At 72.8% G+C, this 24,579-nt stretch carries 16 protein-coding genes and 1 pseudogene; all 17 read right to left on the bottom strand.

Annotated elements, in window-relative coordinates; translation table 11 throughout:
- Positions 1–104: 104 nt before the first annotated feature.
- A complete protein-coding gene (gene cbiB, locus GGD88_RS10485) occupies positions 105–1,121 on the bottom strand; it encodes an adenosylcobinamide-phosphate synthase CbiB (protein WP_184435208.1) in 1,017 nt (338 codons plus the stop codon).
- A gap of 92 nt (positions 1,122–1,213) precedes the next feature.
- Positions 1,214–1,435 (bottom strand): hypothetical protein, encoded by a 222-nt coding sequence (locus tag GGD88_RS10480; protein ID WP_184435207.1) that lies wholly within the window; start codon positions 1,433–1,435, stop codon positions 1,214–1,216.
- A gap of 145 nt (positions 1,436–1,580) precedes the next feature.
- Positions 1,581–1,679, bottom strand: a pseudogene (locus GGD88_RS19390) (CGNR zinc finger domain-containing protein); the annotation flags it as partial.
- 79 nt (positions 1,680–1,758) lie between these two features.
- Positions 1,759–3,312, bottom strand: coding sequence for a hypothetical protein (locus GGD88_RS10470; RefSeq protein ID WP_184435206.1), 1,554 nt, complete (start codon positions 3,310–3,312; stop codon positions 1,759–1,761).
- Positions 3,313–3,323: 11 nt separating this feature from the next.
- The gene (locus GGD88_RS10465; RefSeq protein WP_184435205.1) at positions 3,324–4,814 is read right to left on the bottom strand and encodes a LysM peptidoglycan-binding domain-containing protein; all 1,491 of its coding nucleotides are present in this window, start codon (positions 4,812–4,814) and stop codon (positions 3,324–3,326) included.
- Between the two features lie 180 nt (positions 4,815–4,994).
- Positions 4,995–6,899 carry an acetoacetate--CoA ligase gene (locus GGD88_RS10460; protein ID WP_246423699.1) on the bottom strand — a complete coding sequence of 635 codons (1,905 nt, stop codon included), beginning with the start codon at positions 6,897–6,899 and terminating at the stop codon, positions 4,995–4,997.
- A gap of 257 nt (positions 6,900–7,156) precedes the next feature.
- Positions 7,157–8,281 carry an ABC transporter ATP-binding protein gene (locus GGD88_RS10455; protein ID WP_184435202.1) on the bottom strand — a complete coding sequence of 375 codons (1,125 nt, stop codon included), beginning with the start codon at positions 8,279–8,281 and terminating at the stop codon, positions 7,157–7,159.
- Positions 8,278–10,023: an ABC transporter permease gene (locus GGD88_RS10450; RefSeq protein ID WP_184435200.1), complete on the bottom strand. Its 1,746-nt coding sequence runs from the start codon at positions 10,021–10,023 to the stop codon at positions 8,278–8,280. The genes GGD88_RS10455 and GGD88_RS10450 overlap by 4 nt, the downstream gene beginning before the upstream one ends.
- Positions 10,024–10,071: 48 nt before the next feature.
- Positions 10,072–12,876, bottom strand: a complete 2,805-nt coding sequence (locus GGD88_RS10445; protein ID WP_184435198.1) for an ATP-binding protein — start codon at positions 12,874–12,876, stop codon at positions 10,072–10,074.
- Positions 12,873–13,454: a biliverdin-producing heme oxygenase gene (locus GGD88_RS10440; RefSeq protein ID WP_184435196.1), complete on the bottom strand. Its 582-nt coding sequence runs from the start codon at positions 13,452–13,454 to the stop codon at positions 12,873–12,875. Before GGD88_RS10440 ends, GGD88_RS10445 begins: the two co-directional genes overlap by 4 nt.
- Before the next feature lie 204 nt (positions 13,455–13,658).
- On the bottom strand, positions 13,659–14,393 hold the full coding sequence (locus GGD88_RS10435) for a cytochrome b/b6 domain-containing protein (protein WP_184435193.1): 735 nt from the start codon (positions 14,391–14,393) through the stop codon (positions 13,659–13,661).
- Between the two features lie 226 nt (positions 14,394–14,619).
- Positions 14,620–16,581, bottom strand: a complete 1,962-nt coding sequence (locus tag GGD88_RS10430) for a flagellar hook protein FlgE (protein ID WP_184435190.1) — start codon at positions 16,579–16,581, stop codon at positions 14,620–14,622.
- Between the two features lie 135 nt (positions 16,582–16,716).
- Entirely contained in the window at positions 16,717–17,529 is an 813-nt protein-coding gene (locus GGD88_RS10425; RefSeq protein WP_184435187.1) for a flagellar hook assembly protein FlgD, read from the bottom strand.
- A gap of 68 nt (positions 17,530–17,597) precedes the next feature.
- Positions 17,598–19,718: a flagellar hook-length control protein FliK gene (locus GGD88_RS10420; protein ID WP_184435184.1), complete on the bottom strand. Its 2,121-nt coding sequence runs from the start codon at positions 19,716–19,718 to the stop codon at positions 17,598–17,600.
- Positions 19,719–20,055: 337 nt separating this feature from the next.
- Positions 20,056–21,330 carry a hypothetical protein gene (locus GGD88_RS10415; RefSeq protein WP_184435182.1) on the bottom strand — a complete coding sequence of 425 codons (1,275 nt, stop codon included), beginning with the start codon at positions 21,328–21,330 and terminating at the stop codon, positions 20,056–20,058.
- 100 nt (positions 21,331–21,430) lie between these two features.
- Positions 21,431–23,620 carry a flagellar hook-associated protein FlgK gene (gene flgK, locus GGD88_RS10410; RefSeq protein ID WP_184435179.1) on the bottom strand — a complete coding sequence of 730 codons (2,190 nt, stop codon included), beginning with the start codon at positions 23,618–23,620 and terminating at the stop codon, positions 21,431–21,433.
- Between the two features lie 171 nt (positions 23,621–23,791).
- Positions 23,792–24,232 carry a hypothetical protein gene (locus GGD88_RS10405; RefSeq protein WP_184435176.1) on the bottom strand — a complete coding sequence of 147 codons (441 nt, stop codon included), beginning with the start codon at positions 24,230–24,232 and terminating at the stop codon, positions 23,792–23,794.
- Between the last annotated feature and the right edge of the window lie 347 nt (positions 24,233–24,579).

Below are 24,579 nucleotides of genomic sequence, written 5' to 3'. Positions count from 1 at the left end.
GGAAACGGCGGTCCTAACCTCACCGACAGCACCGATTTTCGCCGCTGTCGATGGGGAAAGGGGGAAACCACACCGCTTTTTCCGCAGCCTGCTAGCCTGGGTTTTCACCCGGGGCCGGCCGTCGCCAGCTTGAGCACCAGCCCCAGCGCGACCAGGATCCCGAGGCCGAAACACGCGCGCACGTACAGCCGCAGGGCGCGGCGGATGTCCTTCGGGGTCACGGTGGCGCGGCCGTCGCCGACCCAGGGTTCGTCCGTCACCCGGCCGTGGTAGCGACGCGGCCCCGACAGCGCCAGTCCCAGCGCCCCGGCGGTGGCCGCCTCCGGCCAGCCGGCGTTGGGCGAGCGGTGGCGGCGCGCGTCGCGGCGCAGGATGCGCAGCGATGCTCGCGCATCGGCGAAGCGCAGCGTCGCCGCGGCGGCCACCAGCAGCGCGCCGGCCAGCCGCGCCGGAACCCAGTTCGCGGCATCGTCCAGCCGGGCCGAGGCCCAGCCGAACGCCTCGTGCCGGGGCGTGCGGTGACCGATCATGGAATCGAGGGTGTTGATCATCTTGTAGGCCAGCAGGCCCGGCAGCCCCAACATCACGTACCAGACCACCGGGGCCACCACGCCGTCGGAGAAATTCTCGGCCAGGGATTCGACCGCGGCGCGGCCGATGCCGCCGCCGTCCAGGGTCTCCGGGTCGCGGCCCACCAGATGGCGGATGACGCTGCGGGCGGCCGCCACGCCGTCGCTCTCCAGGGCATGGGCGACGGCGCGCACATGGTCGTGCAGGCTCTTCTGGGCCAGCAGCAGGGCCACCAGCAGCAGTTCGAGGACCCAGCCCGCCGGTGCGGTGGTGGCAAACCATTGCACCAGCAGGCCAACGCCGGCCGCGGCGGCGGTCAGGCCAAGCGCGGTCATCACCCCGCGCACGCGGCGGTCGGTCTCGGACCTCTGCGGCCGGTTGAGGCGGGCGTCGGCGACGCCGATCCAATGGCCCATGACCACCACCGGATGCGGCAGAACGCGGAACACGGGGCCGAATTCGCCCAGATAGGCGTCCAGCACCATCGCGGCCAGCAGCAGCACGAGGGGATCGAAGACGTCGGTTCCGGTGTAGTCGAACAGGAGCAGCATGACGGGCGGGACCATCCCACCACGCGCCGCCGTCGGCAAGCCACTTGCGGGGCGCGGGGGCGGCGCGGTCGGGCGGTCGGGCGCCCGGCGGATCAGGCGGCGACGGTCTCCGGCCGGCGCGACGCGTGCAACCAGGGCGCCGGGCGCACCCAGGCGCCCAGGTCCTCCAGGCGCGCCACGGTGGCGGGGGGCAGGTCGTCCACCGCGATCAGGTACATCTCGGGGATTTCGATCACCGCGGCGGCGTCCGGCACCGCGATGGTGAGGGCACGCAGAAAGGATTCCGCGTCGGGTGTACGTACCAGCAGTCGCATGACAGGCCCTCCTTGATGCGTCCGGGGCGAGTCCGGGATCCGGGGGACGCGAACGTGCCGCGCCCTGTGCGATCATCAGGGCATGGCGGAAGTATCGTGTCAAGAAAATGATATAAGATACTAATAAATAAGTATTTTACGCCTCTCATGGGTCGCTTGCGCGGGCCGCTGGCGGGGCGGCCCGGTCCCGGAATCGCGCCACCTTGGCGCGGTTGCCGCCGGTGCTCATGCGGCACCAGCGGCGCCAGCCGGTCGACGGAGAGGTCCGTCCGTCCGGCGGCCGGTATCATCCATTGAGTGCGAACTGCTGAGTGCGACCTGCGCTAACGAAGAGAGCGTTTGCGCAGAACAACTCGCATGGCGTCGACGGCGCGCGGCGTGCCCAGGATGGTCTCGACCGCCGCGCCGTCGCGCTCCAGCCGCTCGCCCAGCGCGGTGAAGGCGAACTCCAGGCTGTCCAGGTGGAACCGCGCCTCGGTCCAGCCGATGGCGGCGTGGCCCTCGGTGAAGGCGGTGAAGGAATGCTCGTTGAAGGCCCGCCGGTTGGCCGGGTCGGACCAGGCGCCGTGCGACAGGTCGTAGGGCACCAGCAGCTCTAGCGCGCCGTCCTCCGCCAGCAGGGTCAGGCAGGTGGCCATGAAGGCCACCAGGTCGGGCACCCGGGCCGGCACCCAGGGCGCCAGGATACGGCCGAAGCCGCCGGCCCCCAAGACCACGGCGCCGAAGCGCGCGGTGTCGAACACCCGCCCGATCAGCTCCGGGTCGCAGGGGTCGGCGACGATGTCCGGGGCGGCCACGCCGGCCGGCATCGGGGTGTCCGGCAGCTCCAGGTTCAGGGCCTCCTCGATCGGGTCGCGGCCGCCGTTCAGGTTCAGCACCGTGGGCGCGGGTCCGGCGACCGTCGCGGCCGCGGTCGGGCGGGCAGGACCGGCGACGGCCGGGCGGGCGGGACCGGCGACGGCGGCCCGGGCGCGGGCCGGTGCCGCCCGCGTCAGCGCCGCCGGCAGCCGCGCCAGCGCGCGCTTGAGCACGGTGGCGGCATCGCGCCGGCGCACCGCATCCAGGCCGCGCAGTTCCAGCGCGTGGCGACCGTCGACGTCGTGGCCCAGCCGTTGCAGAGCCCGCGCGATCTCGTCGAACGGCGCCAGCCGCAGCCCGGCCCGCAGAACCGGGTCGTTCTCCAGCTCCGGCGTCGCTTCGGCCAGCACCGCCTTGCGGTTGGCGAGCAGGTAGACCAGCCGGGTCGGCTCCGGAATCTGGTCCTCCAGCGGCGCCAGCTCCAGCACCAGGCGGGCGCGCGCCACCAGGGCGTCGCGCTTGCTGCCGGTCACGTCGGCGACGTGGCGCAGGCTCTGGCCCTGGGCCTCCAGCTCGGCCATCAGGCGCCAGCGGCGCCGGTCCATCGGCCCCATGAACAGCACCGCGATGTCCTGCGCCCGCGCCACCGGCAGCCGGCCCAGCGCCGGCACCCACCCGGGCGGGACGTGCTGAAGGCCGTCGCCGTCGCGGCTGCTGGCCTCGGCCAGGGCGTCCAGCGACGGCCGCGCCACGTCCCACACGGGGTTGCGGGCCAACAGGCGGGCGTACTCCGGGAAGCGCGCGGCCACCCCGCCGGAGGGGATCGGCAGCGCGTTGTAGACCACCACCTCGGGCGGCAGCGCGTCGACGCCGCGCCCCTCCAGCAGGTGGCCGCCGATCAGCAGCGTGAGGGCGTCCGCGTCGATGCCGCCCGCGCCCGGATCGGACACCCGCTCGACCGGGTGGCCCAGCTCGCGCAGGCCCTCCACGGTGATCAGCGCCAGATCGTCCAGCGCGGCCGCCCCGGGTATGCCGGGCGGGCGGGCCTGGAGGACGCGGATGGGGCGGCGGTCGGACACGTTGGGGCGGCTCACCGGACCGCCGGTGCGCCGTCGCGCGGGGTGGGGCCGGCGGGGGTGTCGGCGCCGGCCGCGTCCCCGTCCCCGTCCCCGTCCCGGGCGTCGTCCCGGGCGTCGGGGATGTGGAACACCTGCCCGGGGTAGATCAGGTCCGGGTCGCGGATCTGGTCGGCGTTGGCGGCGTAGATCAGGGTGTAGTCGATGCCGCGGCCGTAGACCGCGCGCGCCACCCGCCAAAGATTGTTGCCGGGTTGCACCACCACCATGGTTTCGCCGTCGGCGCCCGCACCGAGCGCAAGGTCGGTGTGCTGGAACGGCAGTTCCACCCGCCGCCGCACGGCGCCGTCGGCGCGCACCTCGTCGACGCGCAGGGTGTAGACCTTCTCGTCCAGGCCGGCGGTCTCGGGGCTGGCGCGCCAGGTGCCGCCGGCGTCGGCCTCGACCCGGGCCACCGGCGCGTTGTCGAGGTAGAGCTGGAGCGTCGCCCCCGGCCGCGCGGTGCCGGACAACGCCAGCGCGCCGCCACTGGCGTAATCGACGCGCGAGAGCTGCAACGTGCCGCTGGCCATCGCCGGCGCCGGTCCCTGGAGCAGGCGGCCGGTGCCGCCGCCGACCCGGGGCGCCTCCAGGGCGATGACCGGGGCGTCGGGGCTGTCGGCGCCGGGCACGGCCAGCACCACCACCGTCTCGGAGCGGCGCGCGTCCGGCGGGGCGCCGGCGGAGGCGGATACCGACCCGCCGCCGCCGGCCGAAGCCGTCGCGGCGGGGGCAGCCGGGGCCGGGTCGGGGGTGGTGCCGGCCTGCGCGGTGATGGCGTCGGCCCCCTGCGGCGCGGCCGGGACGGCCGGGGCCGATGCGGCCGGCGCGGGCGTGGTCTCGGCGGGGTGGCCGCCGCGCGCGGTCAGCGACAGTTCGCGTTGGCCCGGGGTCAGCGGCCGGTCGGGCAGAAACACCCACTGGCCGCGGTCGTCGGCGGTGGTCTCGCCCAGGGTCTCGCCGTCGTCGAGGATCGAGACCGTGGCGCCCGGCGCGGCGCGGCCGGCCATCACGGCGCTGCCGTCCGGCTCCACCCGCACGATGTCGAAGGTGGGGGCGTCGGGACCGTCCGGGCCGGCGTCGATGGCGGTGTCGGGGATCGCGGCGGGTCCGCTGTTGGGCGCCGGCCGGACCGCAACCGACGAGTCGGCGGCCGATGGGTCGGTGACCGGGTTGGTGACCGGGTCAGCGGAGGGGGCGGCGGCCGGGTCGTCCGGGGTGGCGGGGCCGGGCACCGCCGACAGGGTGTCGCGGGCCTCCGACAGGGCGCGATCGAGGGCGGCGCTGCCGGTGGACTCCGGGGCACCGCCGGGGCGCGACGCGTCCCCGCGACCCGGGGCCTCGGCGACCGGATCCTCCGAGACCGGGCCGGGCGGACCGGTCAGCAGCAGGTACGCCGCCACGGCCAGCGCCGCCGCGCCGACGACGGCGCCGCCCCCCCACAGGATGCGCGTGTCCACGGTCATGCTCTCCCTCGCTCGCCCTCGCTCGGAGCGGTCGGGGCGGTCGGGGCGGTCGGGCGGCGGCGCCCCGCCGTCCACCGCCGCCCCGACGGCCGGATCACGGCGGTGCCGATGCCCCGACTCTGGCGCCCGGCTGCGGTCCTGGCAAGGGGGCCGGCCGCGTCCGGATCCGGCGCGCTCGGCTCAGCTCGCCAGTTCGTCGCGGTCGGCGAATTCGTCCAGCGCCTCCGGATTGGCCAGCGCCTCCTTGTTCTTGACCGGGCGGCCGTGGACCACCTCGCGCACCGCCAGTTCGACGATCTTGTTGGACTTGGTGCGCGGGATGTCCATCACCTGCACCACCTTGGCCGGCACGTGGCGCGGCGTGCAGTTCTGGCGGATCTGCTTCTTGATGCGGTCGATCAGGGCGTCGTCCAGGGTCATGCCGTCGCGCAGCCGCACGAACAGTACCACGCGCACGTCGTCGTCCCACTCCTGGCCGATCACCAGGGCCTCCACCACCTCGTCCAGCATCTCGACCTGCCGGTAGATCTCGGCGGTGCCGATGCGCACCCCGCCCGGGTTCAGGGTGGCGTCGGAGCGGCCGTGCACCACCAGGCCGCCGTGCTCGGTCAGTTCCACCCAGTCGCCGTGGGTCCAGATGCCGGGGAAGCGCTCGAAGTAGGCGGCCATGAACTTGTGGTTCCCGGGGTCGTTCCAGAAGCCGACCGGGGTCGACGGGAACGCCTGGGTGCACACCAGCTCGCCCTTGGTGCCGCGCACCGGGTGCCCGTTTTCGTCGTAGACGTCGACCTTCATGCCGAGGCCGCGCTTCTGGATCTCGCCCCTGTAGACCGGGCTGATCGGGCTGCCCAGCATGAAGCAGGACAGCAGGTCGGTGCCGCCGGAGATCGACGAAAGCTGCACGTCCGGCTTGACGTCGCGGTAGACGTAGTCGAACGATTCCGGCACCAGCGGCGAGCCGGTCGAGGTCATCACCCGCACCGTCGACAGGTCATGGGTCTCGCGTGGCGTCAGGCCGGCCTTCTTGATGGCGTCGATCCACTTGGCCGAGGTGCCGAACAGGGTCATGCGCTCGGCGTCGGCGTAGTCGAACAGGATGTTGCCGGAGGGATAGCCCGGGCTGCCGTCGTACAGCAGCAGGGTGGCCCGCGCCGCCAGCCCGGCCACCAGCCAGTTCCACATCATCCAGCCGCAGGTGGTGAAGTAGAACACGCGGTCGCCCGGTTTCACGTCGCAGTGCAGGACGTGTTCCTTGGCCTGCTGGATCAGGGTGCCGCCCTGGCCGTGCACGATGCACTTCGGCACCCCGGTCGTGCCGGACGAGTACATGATGTACAGGGGGGTCTCGAACGCCAGGTCGTCGAAGCGGATGTCGCCGGCGTCATAGGGGGCAACGACGTCGTCCCACATCACGGCGCCGCGGATGGCGCCGAGATCGGCCGACTCGCGGGTGTAGGGCACGACGACGACCCGCTCGATGGACGGGATGCGTTCCACGATGGCGGCGATCTTCTCCAGGCAATCGTGCGCCTTGCCGTTATAGAAATAGCCCTCGGCGGCGATCAGCACCTTGGGTTCGATCTGGCCGAAGCGGTCGACCACGCCCTGCACGCCGAAGTCGGGCGAGGCCGTGGACCAGATCGCCCCGATGCCGGCGCAGGCCAGCATGCCGATGACGGTCTCCGGCATGTTGGGCATGTAGCCGGCCACCCGGTCGCCTTTCTGCACACCCTGGGCGATCAGCGCCTGCTGGATCCGCGAGACCGCCGCGCACAGGTCGCGGTAGGTCAGGCGGCGCTTGACCGCCGTCTCGCCCCAGAACACCAGGGCGTCGGCGTCCGGGTCCCAGTCCGGGCGCAGCAGGTTGCGGGCGAAATTGATGTGCCCGTTGGGGAACCAGCGCGCCCCCGGCATGCGGGTGACGTCGTCCACCACCACGTCGCCCTTGTCGCCGATCAGGCCGCAGAAGTCCCACACCGCCGACCAGAAGGCGGCCGGCTGGTCGATGGACCACTGCCAGAGCGAATCGTAGTCGTCGAGCGCCAGCCCGTGGGCCGCGTTCACGCGCTCCATGAAGGCGGTCATGTTGCTGGCGGCGATAGCCTCGGCCGACGGGGTCCAAAGCGGTTCGGTCACGGTCGTCCTCCCGGTGTTCTCACGCGCCAGTGGTCACACGTGGCGGGGCGTCCGGCCATGCCGGGACGGCGCCCCCCTGTTTGACGGCGGGTCTTGTTGACGGCGGGTCTTGGCGGCGCCGGGGTGCCCGGCCCGACGCCCGTTGGTTCCGATGCCGGTAGTGTGCCCCAACGGCGGAAGGGGGCCAAGAGACTCGCCGGTGGTCTTCACCCGGTGCCGCCGGCGTCCTCCGGGTCCGGGCCGGCGTCGGGAAAGACGAAGCACTCGTCGGCCTCCACCGCCAGCGCGATGATGTCGCCGGGATCGCAGCGCGGCCGGCCCGGCACCCGCGCGGTCAGCGGCAGGGCCTCGCTCTCCGGCCGGCCGGGGGCGGTCAGACCCAGCAGCAGGATGGTCTCGTGCCCCAGCGGCCGCACCGAGACCACGCGGGCGGCGAACCCGGTGTCGCCCGACAGGGTGGGGATCAGGGCTTCGGGCCGCGCCAGCACCCGCGCCGGGGTGCCGTCGGCCAGCTCGGGGGCGTCGAAGCGGCCGAGCGGGGTGTCCAGCGCGCCGTTCCGGATCACCCCGGCGCACTCGTTCACCTCGCTGAAGAAGCGCACCGCGAAGGGCGAGCGCGGCCGGTGGTGAAGCTGCATCGGGCTGTCGATCTGGACGATGCGGCCGGCCTGCATCAGGGCGATGCGGTCGGACATGAACATGGCCTCTTCCGGATCGTGGGTGACCATCAAAGCGGCCACCCCGGTTTCCTGGAGGACACGCAGGGTCTGCTCGCGCACCGTGCGGCGCAGGCGGGTGTCCAGGCCGGAGAACGGCTCGTCCAGCAGCAGCAGGGCCGGTTCCGGCGCCAGCGCCCGGGCCAGCGCCACCCGCTGCTGCTGGCCGCCGGAGAGCTGGTGCGGCCAGGCGCGGGCGTGGTCGGCCATGCCGACGTCGGCGAGCACCGCCCGGGCGCGCGCCTGCGCCGCCTTGCGCGGCCGGCCCTTGAGGCCGAACAGGACGTTGTTGAGCACGGTCAGATGCGGAAACAGGGCGAAGTCCTGGAACAGGAACCCGACCCGGCGCCGCTCCGGTGGCACGTGCACCGGCGGCGCCGCGCCGGCGTCGGCCACCGTCGCCCCGCCGATGCGCACGGTGCCGGTCCAGGGCCGCTCCAGGCCCGCGGCGAGGCGCAATGTCGTCGTCTTGCCGCAGCCGGACGGGCCGAGCAGGCACACCACCTCGCCCGGCGCCAGGGTCAGGTCCAGGGCGCGCACCACCGGGCGGCCGTCGTCGTAGCCGTGGGTGACCCCCTTGAAGGCGAGGGCGGGCGCCGCAGCCGCAGCCGTCATGCCGGCCCCCCCTGACCCCAGTCGCGGGCGCGCGAGATCGAGCGGCTCAGCAGCAGCACCGGGATCAGGCCCACCAGAACGATGCTGAGCGCGGCCAGGGCGGACTGTTCCAGCAACTCGTCGGAGGCGAACTGGTAGACATGGGTGGCCAGGGTCTCGAAGTTGAACGGGCGCAGGATCAGGGTGGCCGGCAGCTCCTTCATGCAGTCCACGAACACCAGCAGGGCGGCGGTCAGCAGGCTGCCGCGCACCAGGGGGGCGTGCACCTCGCGCAGCACCTGCCCGGGCGTGCGCCCCAGGGTGCGCGCCGCCATGTCCAGGCTGGGGCGCACCCGGCCCAGGCCGGCCTCCAGGGTGCCGTGCGACAGGGCGAGGAAGCGCACGGTGTAGGCGAACAGCAGCGCGAACACGGTGCCGCTGAGCAGCAGGCCGGTGTCGATCCCGAAGGTGCCTTCCATGATCGCGTCCACGGTGTTGTCGATCCCGGCCAGCACGGTCAGCACCCCCACCGCCAGCACCGCGCCCGGGATGGCGTAGCCCAGGCTGGCGAAGCGCACCAGCAGGCGCAGGCCGCGGCCGCCGTCGAGGCGCACGGCGTAGGCCAGGAACAGCCCGATGGCAACCGCGATCAGGGCGGCGCCGGCCGACAGGCCCAGGCTGCTGAGGGCATGGGTCAGAAACCCGGCGTTCCACGACTCCTCGAACCGCACCACGGCGTGGCGGGTCAGCACGGCCACCGGGACGACGAACCCCACCACGATGGGCAGGGCGCAGGCGACGGTCGCGAGCGGGGCGTGCCAGCCGGTCAGGCGCACGCCGGCGCTGCTGCGGGTGCGGGTGCTGGTGGCCTGATAGCCGCGCCGGCGTCGGCCCAGGCGCTCGGCCACGATCAGCAGCACCACGAAGCCCATCAGCACCAGGGCGATCTGGGCCGCGCCGGCCCGGTTGTGCAGGATCAGCCAGACATTGTAGAGCCCGGCGGTCAGGGTCTGCACCGCGAAGTAGTCCACGGTGCCGAAGTCGTTCAGGGTCTCCATCAGCACTAGTGCCAGGCCGACCACAATGGACGGCCGGGCCAGCGGCAGCGCCACCCGGCGGAACGAGGCCCAGGGGCCGCAGCCCAGGGTGCGGCTGACCTCCAGCACGCACAGGGACTGTTCCAGAAAGGCGGCCCGGGCCAGCAGGTAGACGTAAGGGTAGAACACCGCCGTCATCATGATGGCCGCGCCCGGCAGCGAGCGGATTTCGGGGAACCAGTAGTCGGCCGCGCTGTCGAACCCGAACACGGCCCGGATCGCCCCCTGCACCGGCCCGGCGTATTCCAGCAGGTCGGTGTAGACGTAGGCGATGACGTAGGCCGGCACCGCCAGCGGCATCAGCAGCGCCCACTCGAACAGGCGCCGGCCGGGGAAGCGGTACATGGTGACCAGCCAGGCGCCGGTGATCCCGATGGTCAGGGTGCCGGCGCCGACGGCGGTCATCAGCAGCACGGTGGTGGTGAGGTAGCGCGGCAGCACCGTGGCGGCCAGATGTGGCCAGATGTTCTCCTCCGGCCACAGCGCCATGACGAACACCGCGACCAGCGGGAGCGCCACCAGGCCGGCGACGAGCAGGCTGCCCCAGGTCCAGGGGCCCGGACGACGAAGACGGGCGCGGTACGCGATGGTTCGGGCCTCCCGACTGACCCCCCGGTTGCGAACGGCGCGCCGGCCGAAGCGGTGGCCGGCGGCGGTCGGCACCATACGCGCTCGGGTCCGGAACGCAAGGGGCGGCGGGCGCCCGGCGTGGTCCTACGGGGTCCGCAGGGTCGGGCGGGTGGCCGCCGCGGCACCGCCGCCAGGCAGGTTGTCGCGGTCGACCACGCGGTGGCGCGGCAGGGTCACGTGCACGGTGGTCCCGGAGTCCGGGTTGCTGGTCACCGTCACCCCGCCGCCGTGCAGGTCCACCAGGCCGCGCACCAGTGCCAGGCCGATGCCCCGGTGCGGCTCGCCGCCGTGGGCCAGGGTGGCGTCCAGCGGCCGGCGCAGGGCGATCAGGTCGTCCTCGCCCAGCCCCAGGCCGGTGTCGCTGACCGAGACGCGCGGCTCGCCGCCGCGTTCCATGGTCAGGCGCACCATCACCGGGCCGTCGGGCAGGCTGGCCCGCAACGCCGCGGTGATGAGGGTCGCCAGGGCATGACGCAGCGCGCCCACGTCGCCCTGAACCAGGATCCGCTCGTTGGGCAGGTGCCAGTCCCAGGCCATGCCGTGGTCGCGTCCGCTGTCGCGCACCTCGCGGCAGATGTCGCCCACCAGCAGGGTCAGGTCGAAGACGCCGCTGCCGCCGGGCTCGCCGCCGCCCTCCAGGCGGGCGACGTCCAGCAGGTCGTTCAGCAGGTCGAGAAGGTTGCCGCTGAGGGAGCGGATCTCCCCTGCATAGTCGCGGTAGCGGTCGGCGTGGGTCTCGGTCCGGTCCTGGGTCAGGGAGTCCGCGAACCCCTGAATGGCGTGCAGAGGCGCGCGCAGCTCCCGGGCGAGCTGGGCCAGGAACTCGGTGCGGCCCCGGGTGCGCGCCATCGCCTGGGTGCGCGCTGCGCCCAGGGCCTTCTGGGTGCGGTAGAAGCTGGTCACGTCGTCGAAGGCGTAGATCACCCAGGCGCGCTCGGCCTCGCCCCGCGCCAGCGCGAACAGGCCGCGCCGCAGCACGTGCAGGGTGCGATGACCCGAGACGCCCGACCACCATTCCACCTCCATGCTGCCGCCCGGCGGCAGGTGGGTGATGGTGCCGGGCAGCCCGAGCGCGCGCAGGACGGTCTTGACCGGCTGCTCGGCGATGTCGCCCTCGTCGACGTCGAAGCGGTCACGGAACACGGCGTTGGCGGCGACCGCCACGTCCTCGGGCCAGCCCAGCACGGACTGGGGGGTCGCCAGCAGCGCGCCGTTGTCGGCCAGATCGAGGCTTTCCAGGAGGTTCCCGGCGCGGCGCTCGAAGCGGTCGAGCAGGTCGTCCATGGCCGCGGCCAGGGCCGCCACCTCGGCCGCGGGGTCGGGCGCCGCGCCGGTCGTGCCGCCCAGGCCGCGGGCCAGGGTGTCGGCCAGCCGCCGCATCAGGTCGAGAGTCCACGGCTCCCAGGCGCGGGAGTGGCCCCGCACCTCTTCGCGCCACAGATTGAACGACTTGCGCGGGGACAGCCGCTGCGAGGCGGCGTCCACCTCCACCGGCTTGTTGGGATCGCCGCCCCAGTGCACCTCGCGCACCAGCTCGTCGCGGAAGCAGGCCAGCGCCACCAGCGGCTCGCGGGAGGGAAACGCCACCAGCGCGCCGCGACAGCCGGGCAGGTCGAGGTCGTCGAACAGGTGGGTGTCGGCCAGGGCCTGGGAGACGAACACCCCGTTCTCGGCGTGGGCCGCGGCGCGGGCGAAGAAGGCGGCCAGGGTGCGCGGTGCCGGGGTGTTGCCGGTGGTGGCGGTGCGGTCCGGGCTGTGCACCGCGATGCCGTCGCAGCGGATCACGTCGCTCAGGCGCGGGCCGCCGAAGAACAGCACGTCCAGCGGGTTGCCCCGGGCGCCCAGGCGGCCCTGGACCATCTCCAGGAAGCGCCGGCTGCGCCGCTCCTGGCGGGTGCGTTGCAGGCTGAGGATGTCGCCGATGCGGTCGGAGGTGCGGGCGGTCAGGCGTGCGACCGCCTCGCGCCGGTGCCAGGGGACCGTCTTCGGCCCCATGTGGTGGCAGGCGATCAGGCCCCACAGGGCGCCGTCGATCACCAGCGAGGTGACCAGCGTCGCCCCCACGCCCATGTTGCGCAGATACTCGATGTGATAGCTGGAGACGCTGCGTAGCACCGCCCGGCTGAGATCGAGCGGGCCGTCGTCGGCCACCGAGTCGGCCCGGGTCAGGGGGACGGCCAGGCCGTTGACGTCGGCGATGACCCGCAGGAGCGTGCTGAGGTACAGGCGGCGGGCCTGCGACGGGATGTCCGAGGCGGGGTAGCGCAGGCCCAGGAACGGGGTGAGGTCGGGGTTGCGCGCCTCCGCCACCACCTCGCCCGACCAGTCGGGATGGAACATGTAGGCCATGACCCGGTCGTAGTCGGTCACGCCCGCGATCGCATGCACCGCCTGGTCGAGAAACTGGTACAGGTTTTCACTTTCCGTCAGGCCGGCCTGGGCGATGCCCTCGGCCTCGAAGGTCGCTTCGGCGGCCTCCTCGTCATGCTCGTCGACCGGCTCGAGATCGACGATCAGGCGCACCGCGCCGTCGGCGGTGTCGGCGCGGTGGGCGGTGGCCCGCAGACGGCGGAGCCGGCCCCGGTCCGCCGGCGGCCGGGCGTAGACCCCCAGCGGCGGCAGGTCGGCGCGCCCGGCCTGGGCGGCCAGCCCCTCCAGGCCACGCACCGCCAGCGGGTCGAGCACCTGGGACAGCGGCCGGCCGAGCAGCGCGTCGGCGGGGGTGCCCAGGAACGCCTCGGTGTTCTGGCTGGCCTGAAGCACCGCCAGCGGCGATCCGCCCAGCACCAGAAGGCAGCCGTGGCCCTGCACCAGCTCCAGCAGGTGGATCGGCTCGTTCTCGCATTCGCTGAGATCCACCGTCGGCAGATCGGTCCGGCTGTCGCTCATGGCCTCTCGTCGAACCAGTGGTGCAGAAGCGCGAAGGCGCGCCGGGCGGCCTCCAGGGCGGCGGCGGCGTGGCCCGGATCGCGCCCGGCGGTGTCGATGACCGCGCCGACCCGGCGCCAGTGCGTCGCCAGATCGACCTCCGGGGAGCCTAGGAAGCGGGTCGCCCCCGCCACCGGCGCCGGCAGCGCGCCGGCCAGGTGGCGGGCGAGGCCGCGTCCGCCCAGGCGCGATCCCTCGGTCACGTACAGAACGCCGAGCGCCGCCCCCGGTCCCGAGGGCAGGGCGATGGCCGGGGGCGCGGGCGGGTCGGCGGTGGGCGTCACGCCGGCGCGGGCCAGATCGGCGAGGTCTGCGGCCAGGGCCGGCCGGCGCGAGGCGCGCGCGAAACCCTGGCGCGCCAGCCACGGATCGGCGGGGATCAGGACCTGGGTCTCGGCGACCGTCAGGAAGGCGTCGAACCGGGCCAGGATGCGGCCATAGCGGGCGGCCTCCAGCCGTGGCGCCTGCAACGGCGCGAGCAGCGCGGCGCGGTGCAGGGCCTCATGCGGCTCCCGCGTGGCGGCGCGCAGGCGCGTCATCAGGGCCGGTCCGTCGCGGGAGGTCTGCGCGGACGGGGATAGGGCGAGACGTTGGGGCAAAGCCGCACCCCTCGGCGACGGAGGACGATCCAGGGACACCCGCCTACGCTATCAGGGGCCGGCAGGGCGCGCCAACGCTATGTGACACCGGGTCTTTCGGACGGCACCGCGACCGGGCCGGCGGTGCCGCGCCGCGCCGCGCCGTCACGTCAGGCTGTACAGCCACCCGGCCAGCCCGGCGGCGGCGAGGGCGACCGCGAGCGCGAGCACCCGGCTGGCCATGCGCGGCGGCGGGTCGGCCTTGTCGGCGGGCAGCCACTTGCGGCCCACCACCATGGCGCCGATCAGGTTCTCGCGCTTGACCACCAGATACACCACGGCGGCCAGCACGTGCAGGCCGGCCAGCACCAGCAGGGCGTTGAACAGCACGCCCTTGTGCAGGCTGGTCAGGTCGCTGGAGGTGGCGCCGTCGACCAGGCCGGCCAGCGGGCCGGAGACGAAGGCCCAGGTGTTCTCGCTGGCGAACAGGCCGGTGCCGGCCTGGACCCCGACCATCAGCAGCAGCAGCAGCACCATGACCGCGCCGGCGGGGTTGTGGCCGATGCTGTCGTCCGGGGCCTTGCTGAAGGTTCGGCGCAGGTAGCGCCCCACCGCGCCCGGGCCGCGCACGAAGTCGGAGAAGCGCGCCGTCTGGCTGCCGATCACCCCCCACAGCAGGCGGAACACCAACAGCCCGACAACCACGTGGCCGGCGATGAAATGGACCGTGAAATCGCCCTCCTCGCCGCTCCACCAGGCCACCCCCAGGGCCGCCACCAGACCCCAATGGAACAGGCGGGTGGGCAGGTCCCAGACCGCCACGCGGCGCTTGGGCTGCGCACCATCGTGCGCGGCGTCTGTGGCGGCTCGGTGTGGGGCCTTCGGGGCGGACGCGGTCATGGGCGGCCTCCTGTGCGCGGGCAAGGGGTGGGCGGTGATGCCGTCCGGTATCGGCCGCGGTCGGCCGTTTGTCCAGTGACACCGGCCGGTCCCGGGCGCCGTGCACCGATCCCGCATGGCACAGCGGATGCTGGCACCACCCAGAAAACCGGCACCACCCAGAAAAAGGGTCCCCGGCGCGGGCCGGGGACCTGAGGTGATCTTGAAGCAGGAGACCCGGATACGCCTACCGCTTGATGCGGATCAGCTCCTCCAGCATGTCGTCCGAGGTGGTGATGATCTTCGCCGCCGCCGAATAGGCCCGCTGGGTGGTGATCATGGTCGTGAACTCCTGGCCCAGGTCGACGGTCGACGACTCCAGGGTCGCCTGCGCCACCGTGCCGGCCCCGGCCGTCCCGGCCTCGCGCACCGTCGGCAAGCCGGAGTTGTCGGTCTGCTGGAAGACGTTGCCGGTCAGGGCGTTCATGCCGTTCGGGTTCACGAAGGTGGCGATCGGGACCATGAAGATCGGGGCCTGCACGCCGTTGTCGAACAGCGCCGTGACGATGCCGGTCTCGGAGACGGTCACGCCGGTGAAGTTGCCGAAGCGGTTGCCGTTCTGGTTGACATAGTTGAGCTGGTAGTCACCAGACAACTGCTGCATGGCATCGTTTGTGTTGTAATTCCCCAGGAACTGCGAGATCGCGCTGCTGCCCTGCATGTCCGCGGCGCCGTTCGACCAGCCGATTTCCACGCTGGTCGCGGGGTCGTCGGCGCCTTGCGGCGAGTAGCCGAAGAAGCGCGCCGGCGTGCCGTCGCCGTTGAACACGATGCCCGAGGGATAGTCGCGGTCGGTGGCGCTGGTGACGCCGTTCGAGTTTACCCAGGAGCCGCGCCAGTCGCTTTCGTTGGGCAGCGGCGGCGCGCCGGCGGGCGCACTGAGCTGGGCCACGGTCCAGGGTTGCAGCACGCCGCTGGCATCGGGGACCGGGGTCTGGATCACCGACGGGTCGGTGCCGGTGAACAGGGCCGAGGTGTCCACCGACATCTCGTCGGACTCCGAGCCCTGACGGAAGATGATGGCGTCGGTGCCGGCCAGGCGCTCGGCCCAGCGGCCGGGCGGGGTCTTGCCGGTGATATTCTGGACCGTGCCGTCGCCGCCGCCGGTGTACTCGGCGTCATAGGCATGACGCGAGGCCTGCTCGACCGCATCGCCCAGGCTGTCCAGCACCTGCGACAGGGTGCGCCCCTGGGTGCCGATGGTGAACGGGCCGGCATCGCCGGTGGCGGACAGGGTCACGTTGGCGCTGTCGGTGGGCGTCGAGGAGTCGAAGTCGAAGGTGTAGGTGGTTCCGCTGATGTCGATCGTAAACGACGTGCCATCATCCGGAATATCGGTGAAGTCGATGCGGCCGGACGAGAAGTATACGCTGGTATCGTCCTGCGCCTTGATGCTGACGTCGCGCGCGCCGGCCGGCGGCAGCAATTCCATGTCCCACACGTTCTGCCCGCGCTTGGTCCACTGGTAGTTCAGGTTGTGGCTGTTGCCCAGGCTGTCGAAGATCAGCGCGTTGGTCTTCTCGGTGTTGCCGATGGCCGCGCCGGCCGGCAGGTTGGCGCCGATGGACAGGCTGCCGGTGGCGCGCGCGGTGCCGCCGATGGTGTTCAGGTTCAGCGGCTGCATGTTGACGCTGTCGACGGCGTTGTCGTTGATGTAGAAGGTCTCGCCGTCGGCCTTCTTGTAGGCCTTGGTGTAGGTCTGGTTGTTGAACTCGACCATGGCCGAGGAGGCCGGACCCGCGCCCTGGATCAGGGGCCAGCCCTGGAGGTAATAGCCGGAGACGTTCTGCAGGTAGCCGTCCTTGTCCACCTTGAAGGAGCCGGCGCGGCTGTAGGCGTAGCCCGAAGGGTCGATCGCCTGGTCGGAGACGACGAAGAAACCCTGCCCGGAGATGCCGAAGTCCGTGGAGGAGGTGGTGGCCTGCAACAGCCCCTGTACGTCCACGTTGGTCCGCGGCGCGGACTGGACGCCGCCGGGTGAGTACTGGGTCACCGACACCTGGGCCGTGACCAGGGTCTGGAAGTTCACCGTGGTGCCCTTGTAGCCCACCGTGTTGACGTTCGAGACGTTGTCCGAGATGGCACCCATGGCGCTGGACTGCGATTGCAGCCCGGACACGCCCGAGAACAAGGCTCCGTACAGCGACATCGGTCTTCTCCTTCAAGGTGCCCGGGGGTGTCTCTCCGCCGGGTCCGTTCTGTTTGGTGCGGGCCATCGGGGCGCCGCACGGGTCCGGGGGCTCAGGGGGCGGCGTGGCGCCGCCCGGGGGTCCCGGACGAGGGGCTAGACGTCGGCGGTGTCGGTATCGGTCCCGTCGCCGGCGTCGCCGCCGCCGGTGCCGTCACCCGCGCCGTCACCCGCGCCGTCACCCGCGCCGCCGTCCCCGCCGTCCGCGTCGCCGCCGGCCTCACCGGGCAGGGTCGCGAACACGCCGAGCACCTTGTTCATGTCCACCGACAGGTCGCCGATGGCCAGATAGGTGGCCTTGTCGTCGGAGGCGACGCCGGTCACCCGGCCGATGGCGGTGGTCCAGGTCTCCAGGGTCTCGTCTTCGCTGGCGTCGTCGCGCTCGGTGGCGTTGACCTCCAGCAGGTAGACGCCGTCCTCGACCGGGTTGCCGTTGTAGTCGGTGCCGTCCCAGGTGATCTTGTGCAGACCCTGGCTGGGCTCGCCGGCGAAGCTGCGCACCACGTTGCCGTCGGTGTCCTTGACCGTCACCGTGACGTTCTTGGCGCGGTCGGACAGGCCGTAGGTGAAGACCGCCTGGCCGTTCTGGAGCATCACCTTGTTGGTCTCCGCCTCGACGTAGCTGTCGAGGAAGTTCACCGCCATGGCCTGCTGCGTCTTGATCGTCGAGGCCAGGAGGTTTTCCAGGTTCTCGTTCTGGGCGATCTGCTGCTCGACCTGGGCGAACTGGACGAGCTGGTTGGTGAACTCCGTCGAGTCCATCGGCGACAGCGGGTCCTGCGCCTTGAGCTGTGTGGTCAACAGCGTCAGGAAGCTGTCCAGATCCTTGGCCAGCTTGTTGCGGGACTGACCCGTCTTGCTGGCGTCCTCCGGATTGATGAGGCCGGCGGCGGCGACCGAATCGACCATGGCGGGCTTCTCCTCGACGCGAACGGTTGGACGCGAACGGTTGGACGCGAACGGTTGGACGCGGACGGTTAGACGCGAACGTTGATGCCGCCGCGCGCCTGGGCGGCGGCCGCGGCCAGGGTTTCGGGATCGGGCTCTTCGGCGACCGGCGCGTTACCGGCGTCCTCACCGCCCTGCGGCGTCTGGCCGGGACCGCTGCCGCGTCCGTCCGCGTCGCCCTGGGCGGCGGCCCCGCCGTCGCCGCGCAGGCTGAACTGGATGCCGCCGCCGTCGGTCTTCAGGCCGGCGTCGGTCAGCGCCCGCTCCAGGCCGCGCGCGTCGCGTTGCAGCAGGTCCAGGGTGTCGGCCTTGTCGACCGTCACATGGGCCGAGACGCGGCCGTCGGCGCCGAACTCCAGCTTGACCTCGACACGCCCCAGCGACTTGGGATGGAGCTGAAGCGTCACCCGGTCCATGCCGCGGTTGGCGGCCTTGTGGATGGTGACGCGGAGCTGCTCCACGACCGGACGGGTCTTGGGGTCGGGACGGGCCGGTTCGGCGGCGCTGCCCTGGCCGGTGCGGGCCACCTGCTCGGCGAAGCTGCCGGAGGCGGCCGGGCCATCGGCCGGCATCGCGCCGCTGGGGGCGGTGCCCGCGCGGGTGGCGGCGCCCTGGGCCTGACTGCCGCTGCCGGCCCCGGTCTGGCCCTGGCCCTGGCCCTGGGCCTGGGTTTGACCCGGTGCGCCGGCGCGCCCCGGGGCGCGGGCGAGGGCGCCGTCGCCGGGCGCGCTGGCGCCGGGCGTGCGGCCGCCGGGGGCGCCGCTCCAGGCCGGGCGGCCCTCGCCGGGGCGGGGCGTGGGCGCCGTATTGGCGGCGGCCAGCGTGGCGGCGGCGGCGCGCTGGGCCTGGGCGGCCTCGGTGTCACCGCGCCCTTCGGCGGCGGAGGTCTGGGCGCCGGCCTGCGCGGTCATCTGGGCCTGCGCCTGCTGGCGCGCCTGGGCGCGGGCGTCGGCGGCGGCCGCGTTCAACTCGGCGGTGGTCGGCTGGGCGCCCGGGCTGCCGGGCTTGGCCGGGGTGTTGCTGACGAAGCCCTCGCCCTGGGCCTGGCGCAGGCCGTCCAGCACCTGCTGGCGCAGGGCGGTCGCGCCGCTCGGCTCGCTCCCCGATGCGGACGCGCCGGCGGCGGCGGTCCGGCCGGCCTGGGCCTGTGCGGCGGTTTCGGGACCGGGGGCGGCCGCCGGGCGCGTCTCGGGCGTGGCCGCCTGGGCGGCGGTCTGGCGGGAGCCGGCGCCCGAACCCGCGTCGTGCACGGTGACGCGGGCCTGGACGGGGGTGTCGGGCTTGACCTGGCGGGCCAGGGCGTCGGCCTGGGCGCGGGCGCCCTCGGTGCGCGGCGGCGCGGCGGCGGTCGGCGCCTTGGGAGCGGATCCGCTGGCCGTGCCCGGGGACGGGGTGGCCCCGGGTGCGGCGCGGCCTGGGGCCGAGTCGCCCGCGCTGGCGGTGCGGGCGGCGGCCGCCCCGGCGGCGCGTGCGGCGGCGGTCTCGGCGCCGGCCTCGGTGCCAGCCTTGGCAGCGGTGGCGGTGTCCTGGGCTGCGGCGCCGGCGCCCTGCGTCCGGAACGGGCCGGACGGGGTGGTGTGGGCGGTCGCGGCGGCGTCGGCCGGGGTCGGGGTGGTTGCGGCCTGTCCCGACGGGGCGGTCTGCCCGGCGCCCGCGCCGGCCGCGGAGGTCGAGGCCGTGGCGGCGCTGGCGCCCGTCAGGCCCGAGGCGGCGGCCGTTGCCCGCGCGGCGGCGGCCGGGGCTGGGCGCGACTCGGCGGGGGTCGCGCGCGCGGCGGCGGGGGCGGCGTCGGCGCTGGCGGCATCCGCGGCGTCGTCGGCGTCGTTGGCGCGGCGCGGCGCGGCGGCGGTCTCGGACTCGCGGTCAGGTTCGGGCTCGGGATCGGCCCGACGCGCCGGAGCGCCCTCGTCGCGGTCTCGGGTCTCGCGCGCGGGGGCAGGGCGGGGCGCCGGATCGGGCTCGGGCGGGGCGGCGAACAGCGTGTCGGTCATCGGCACGGTCAGGCCGGCCGCCGGCGCGGCGCCCGTGCTCACCCGGCCGATCAGGGCGGCGAACAGCGTGCCCGCGGTGGGGGCGGGGGCCTTCGACGGCGCGCCGGATCCGGCGGCGGGGCCGGCGGCGGAGGCGGGGGAAACCGGAGTGATGTCCATCACGGCCATCCTGGTGGTGCATCGGAGCCCGGGGTGGGCAGGGCGCGGCATGGACGCCGCCGCCCCAGGCTCAAGCAACCGCCGGGCCAATCCACAAAACGATCGTCAAGTCCTTGGAAACGCGGCGTATCTTGGCCGGACGACCCGGGGCATGGACAACCGGGCGGGACCGTGGCTGTCGCCCGCCGGTCGGTGCGGCACGGACTGCACGGCGGGCTCGGCAACTCCTGCCGGGGCCGGATCCCGGCGGGTGACCGGCACGCCCGGCGCACACGGCGGCGCCCGCCCCGGGGGGAGGCGGGCGCGCCACGGCTCTCGGGCTGGCGGGGAACGCGGGCTAGATGTACTGCTGCAGCGACAACTGGCTGATGCGGGCGTAGCTCTGGAACGAGACGTCGAGCGCGCGGGCGTCGTCCTGCAACCGGGTGGCGGCGTCGATGATGTTGACGTTCTCGATCTCGGTCTGCCGGTTTTCCAGGAACACCTCGTAGGACTGGGCCTCCTCGATGGCCCGGTTGAGGGTGACCTGCTGGAAGCCGATGCGGCGCGCCACCGTGTCCAGGTCGCTGGCCGCGGTGCTGCTGTCGTCCAGCGATTCGTTGAGCCACGTCAGCGCGGTGTCGAGCCGGCCCAGGTTGTTCTCCAGGTCGCCCTGGGCCAGCGTGCCGAGCGCGCGCACCGCCTTCTCGAACGCCGGATCCTTGGCGGTGACGCCGAGCTGGATGGTACGGTCGGCGCTGACCCGGTGGTCGATCGCCAGACTGTCGCCCCGGTAGTAGCTGACGGTCTCGATGGTGGTTCCGCTCGTGTCGAAGGTTGCGGCCGTCGCTGCGGTGCCGTTCGCCCCCTCGCCGAGGGTCAGCACGCCGGCGGCGTTGGCGGTGACGGTGTAGGTCTCACTGGTATCCGAGTCGGATAGGCGCACCGTCGCGCCCACCGGTATGTTGTTGACCGCCGAGGCCGGGGTGACGGTCACTGTGTAGGCGCCGGGACCGCCGCCGAAGGACAGCGCCGCCGACATTTCGTCCGGTGTCACCTTGATGTCGGGCACGTTGGCCGGGCGGGTGTCCGGGTAGATCAGGCCGGTCCCGGCGTCGCCGGTGTAGTCCGCCTGGAAGGCGTCCAGATCGCCGTAGGGCACCTCGACCGGCGCGATGGTGGTGCGCCCGCCCGCGAACAGGTAGCGCCCGTCGGTGCTGGTGTTCAGGTAGCCGGAGACGTCCTGAAGGGTGGCGAAGGCGCGCTCCTGGATCTCGCGCAGCTTCTGCAGGTCGTCGCCGTTGCTCGGGTCGAAGGTCTGATTGTTGAGCGCGATCAGATCGTTGCGGAACGTGCGCACGCTCTCGCGCAGGCCGCTGACGGCGGTCTCCATCGTGCCCAGGCGGACGTTGGCGATCTGATTGCCCTGGGTGAAGCGCTGCACCGAGGTCTTCTCGGTCTCGACGCTGACCAGCCGGAAGCTGTCGATGGAGACACCGGCGTAGTCCTGCGACTTCTTTTCGGTGCTGAGCTGGGTCTGCGTCTCGTACAGGCGCTTCTGGACCGTCATCATCTGCTGCACGAGCGACGTTCGCTGCGCGAACGTGCCCACGCGGGTCGAGATCCCCATCATGGCCGGGCCTCCTGCGTGCCGGGGCGGGTGGGCCGGACGACGCGCGACGGCGGCCCCGTTCTGGTGCGGCGCTGCGCTGTCATGATGCCCACCCTCCCGTCTAGACGATACTGTTGAGGACGTCGAACATCTCGGCCGTGGTGGCGATCACCTTGGCGGAGGCGGCGTAGCTCTGCTCGAAGATGATGAGCTGCGCCAGTTCCTCGTCCATGTTCACGGCGCTGATCTCGGCGTGCTTGCGGTTCAGCGTGTCCACCAGGCCGGTCTGATAGTCGGTGCGGGTCTCGTTCGTCGAGGCCTCGCGCGCGTTCAGCGACAGCGTCAGCGTGGCGTGGTCGATCAGCGACCGGGTGGTGGCGGGCAGGCGGCCGGCGCTGTCGAACGCCTGGGTGCCGCGCAGGGCCTCGGCCATGGCGTTGGCGGTGCTGTTGTCGCCGGCGCTGAGCGTGTACTCGCCGGTGTCGGCGTTGTACAGCATGCTGCCGCGCGAGATCAGGGACGGGTTGGCGCTGATCTCATCCTTGATGGCGATGTCGTTCGACAACCCGGCACTGCTCACGCCCAGGCCCAGCGCCGTCATCACGTCGGTGCCGGCGCCCGACTGGGTCACCGCCATGTCGTAGCCTTCCCGGTGTTTGACGCGCAGGCGCACGCCCTCGCCCTCGCGCACCACCTCGGCCTCCAGGAAGCTGCTCAGACCGGGGTCGTCGTTGATCTTGTCGGCAATGTCCTGGAGCGTATCGGTGCCGGCGATGGTCAGCGTCCCCCGGTTCAGGCCGCCGGCGGGGTCGTTGTCGCTGAACACCAGGTCGCCGCCGACGAAGGGCCGCCAGCCCGCGCTCTTGACGCCCGAATCCCAGGCCCAGTCGGCGCGCGGCGCGGTGTAGACGTCGTTGAGCCCCAGGAAGCTGGCGAAGCCCTGGTGGGTGCTGTCGGTGGTGCTGGCGCCGTCACCGTCGGCGTTGAAGGAAATCGTCGCGTCCTCATGCACCCAGGTGGCGGGGTCGCCCGGGTCGACGGTCTTCACGTCCTTGAATGACAGGCCGTAGTCGTTGCTGTTCAGCTTGATGTCCAGCTTGCCGTCGGTGAACGTTACGCTGGGCGAGGCCAGGGCGCCGCCGCCGGCCCCGGCCAGCCAGGTGGCCAGGTCGGCGCGGACGTCCTCCAGGGTGTGCGGCCCGGGGCTGCCGAGAATGGTCTTGAGGGTGGTCGAATCGACCTGGGTGCCGTCGGCGTCGAACAGGCCGATCACGGTGTCGTGGCTGGCGTCCAGGGTGATTTCCTGGGCCGTGGTGTCCAGGAACGTCCGGGTGCCGACGTACTCGTTGGCGAGGTTGGGATAGCTGGTGCCGCGGTTGTTGACCTGGTTGACGGTGTCGGCCAGGCCCCGGGTCAGTTCGTCGATTTGGGCCTGATAGTCGGTCAGCACCGAATCACGCATGTCGATCAGGGCCGACAGCTTGCCCTCGGTGATGTCGTCGGTGATGTCGGCGCCGTTCAGGGTGATGCCCTGGATGTCCCGGCCGCCCTTGGTCTGCCACGGGCTCATGTCGGACAGGGCGGTGTGGTTCAGCTCCTTGACCTCGCGGTCGACCAGGATGCTGCCGCCCTCGGTGTAGACGGTCAGCTCGCCCGACCCGCGGGTGAAGGTGGTGACGTTCATCAGCGACGTCAGTTGTTGCACCGCCACGTCGCGCTGGTCGATCAGGTCGGTGCCGTCGCGCCCGGTGGCCAGCGCGTAGGCGATCTCCTCGTTCAGGGTTTGGATGTCGTGCAGCAGGCCGTTGGCCTGGTCGACGGTGCGTTCGATCTCCTGGTCAGCGTCCAGGCGGAGCTGTTGCAGCCGCGTGCCCATGCTGTTCAGCTTGCGCGCCGCGTCCTCGGCGCGCTGCACGGTGGCCAGGTGCTGCTCGGTCTTGTCCGGCTCCAGCGCCAGGGTTTCCACCTCCTCCACCAGCTCCGCCATGATGTGGGCGATCGAGCTGTTGTCGGCGGGGGTGCCGAACAGGTCCTGCATGCGGTCGTAGTAGTCGCTCCGGACCGACAGCTCTTCCAGCTTGGCGGTCTCGCGGTTGAGTTCCTCGATCAGGCCGAAGTCGACGCGCCGGGTCACCTCGGTGACCTGGACGCCGGCGCCGGTGCCGGAGAGAACCCGGCTCTCCTGGTTGAAGATCTTCTTGGTGTAGCCGACGGTGTTGACGTTGGCGATGTTGCGCGAGACCAGGTCCAGACCCTTCTGGTTGGTCTGTAGTCCGCTGAGCGCCGAGCTCAAGGCCAGGTTCAGGCTCATGGGTCAGGTCCTTTCCGCGCCGCCCCGCCGTCGGGGCCGGGGCTTTGGCCGGGGGCTGGGGTCGGGGCCTAGAGCATTTTGCCCAGCACTTGCATCGTGCAAAATGCTCTAGCGTCTTGATATTGAAGCAAATCGTCGTCGCGATCCGTGCCAGATCGCGCGGGATTGGCTCTAGAGGTTCTCGTTGTACGCCATCGTCACGCGCGACGGGTTGTGGGTCGGGTCACTCATGCGCCCGTCGGCGGCGTAGCCGGGGGCGCGCTCCGCGTTGACGTGCTTGACCGCGTCCACGATCAGGCTCATCAGCCGGTTGGTGCCCTCCATCGTGGCCTTCAGCAGCCGGGCGTTCTCGGCCAGGTGGGCGTCCAGGTAGACGCCGGTCTGGCGCACCACCGCCCGTTCGCCCTCCGGCAGCCCGGTGAGGTGGCCGGGGTCCTTGTGCACCGCCAGCATGCGCTCGCGGTACAGGCGGGTGGTGGCCTCCTTGCGGTCGGCCAGGGCGCGCACGGCGTCGACGTCGTGGCGGCGCAGCGCGGCGTTTTCCTCCACCAGCAGGTCGGCCAGCGCGCGCGCCGCCCGCACCACCTCGGCCGCCGCCGGGTCGCTGCGCACCGCTCCGGTGGGGGGCCGCAGGCCCTGGACCGTGTGGCCGGCGGGGATCTCCGCCCGTCCCGCCGGCGTGCGTCGCGGGTCGGGGGTGGCGGCGCGCGGTCCCCGGCCGGGGCGGCCCTGGGGGCCGGCGGCGGGTCGGCGGAGGCCGGCGGCGGGGGCTTGGGAGGGGGCTTTGGAGGGGGCAGCGGGGGCCGATCCGGCGCCGGGGCGGTCGCGTCCGGCTCCGCTGCCGATCGCCAGGGCCGGCGGCCCCGGGCGCGCGGCGCCCTCGGCGGATGGCGGCGCCGCCCCGGGCTTGGCGGATGCCGCCCCGCGTGCCGGGGGCGCGACACCGACGTTCACGCGCG

It is taken from the genome of Roseospira goensis (assembly GCF_014197795.1).
GTDB classification, from domain to species: Bacteria; Pseudomonadota; Alphaproteobacteria; order Rhodospirillales; family Rhodospirillaceae; genus Rhodospira; species Rhodospira goensis.
Note: the sequence above shows the minus strand (reverse complement) of the source record. Positions and strands in the feature narration are given on the sequence as shown.

Coding starts and splice junctions, on each gene's coding strand:
- GGD88_RS10425 (WP_184435187.1), bottom strand. CDS start 17,529: ATGGTCGATTCGGTCGCCGCCGCCGGCCTCATCAATCCGGAGGACGCC.
- flgK (WP_184435179.1), bottom strand. CDS start 23,620: ATGAGCCTGAACCTGGCCTTGAGCTCGGCGCTCAGCGGACTACAGACC.
- GGD88_RS10430 (WP_184435190.1), bottom strand. CDS start 16,581: ATGTCGCTGTACGGAGCCTTGTTCTCGGGCGTGTCCGGGCTGCAATCG.
- cbiB (WP_184435208.1), bottom strand. CDS start 1,121: ATGCTGCTCCTGTTCGACTACACCGGAACCGACGTCTTCGATCCCCTC.
- GGD88_RS10415 (WP_184435182.1), bottom strand. CDS start 21,330: ATGATGGGGATCTCGACCCGCGTGGGCACGTTCGCGCAGCGAACGTCG.
- GGD88_RS10435 (WP_184435193.1), bottom strand. CDS start 14,393: ATGACCGCGTCCGCCCCGAAGGCCCCACACCGAGCCGCCACAGACGCC.
- GGD88_RS10440 (WP_184435196.1), bottom strand. CDS start 13,454: ATGACGCGCCTGCGCGCCGCCACGCGGGAGCCGCATGAGGCCCTGCAC.
- GGD88_RS10460 (WP_246423699.1), bottom strand. CDS start 6,899: ATGACCGCCTTCATGGAGCGCGTGAACGCGGCCCACGGGCTGGCGCTC.
- GGD88_RS10445 (WP_184435198.1), bottom strand. CDS start 12,876: ATGAGCGACAGCCGGACCGATCTGCCGACGGTGGATCTCAGCGAATGC.
- GGD88_RS10480 (WP_184435207.1), bottom strand. CDS start 1,435: ATGCGACTGCTGGTACGTACACCCGACGCGGAATCCTTTCTGCGTGCC.
- GGD88_RS10465 (WP_184435205.1), bottom strand. CDS start 4,814: ATGACCGTGGACACGCGCATCCTGTGGGGGGGCGGCGCCGTCGTCGGC.
- GGD88_RS10420 (WP_184435184.1), bottom strand. CDS start 19,718: ATGGACATCACTCCGGTTTCCCCCGCCTCCGCCGCCGGCCCCGCCGCC.
- GGD88_RS10455 (WP_184435202.1), bottom strand. CDS start 8,281: ATGACGGCTGCGGCTGCGGCGCCCGCCCTCGCCTTCAAGGGGGTCACC.
- GGD88_RS10450 (WP_184435200.1), bottom strand. CDS start 10,023: ATGGTGCCGACCGCCGCCGGCCACCGCTTCGGCCGGCGCGCCGTTCGC.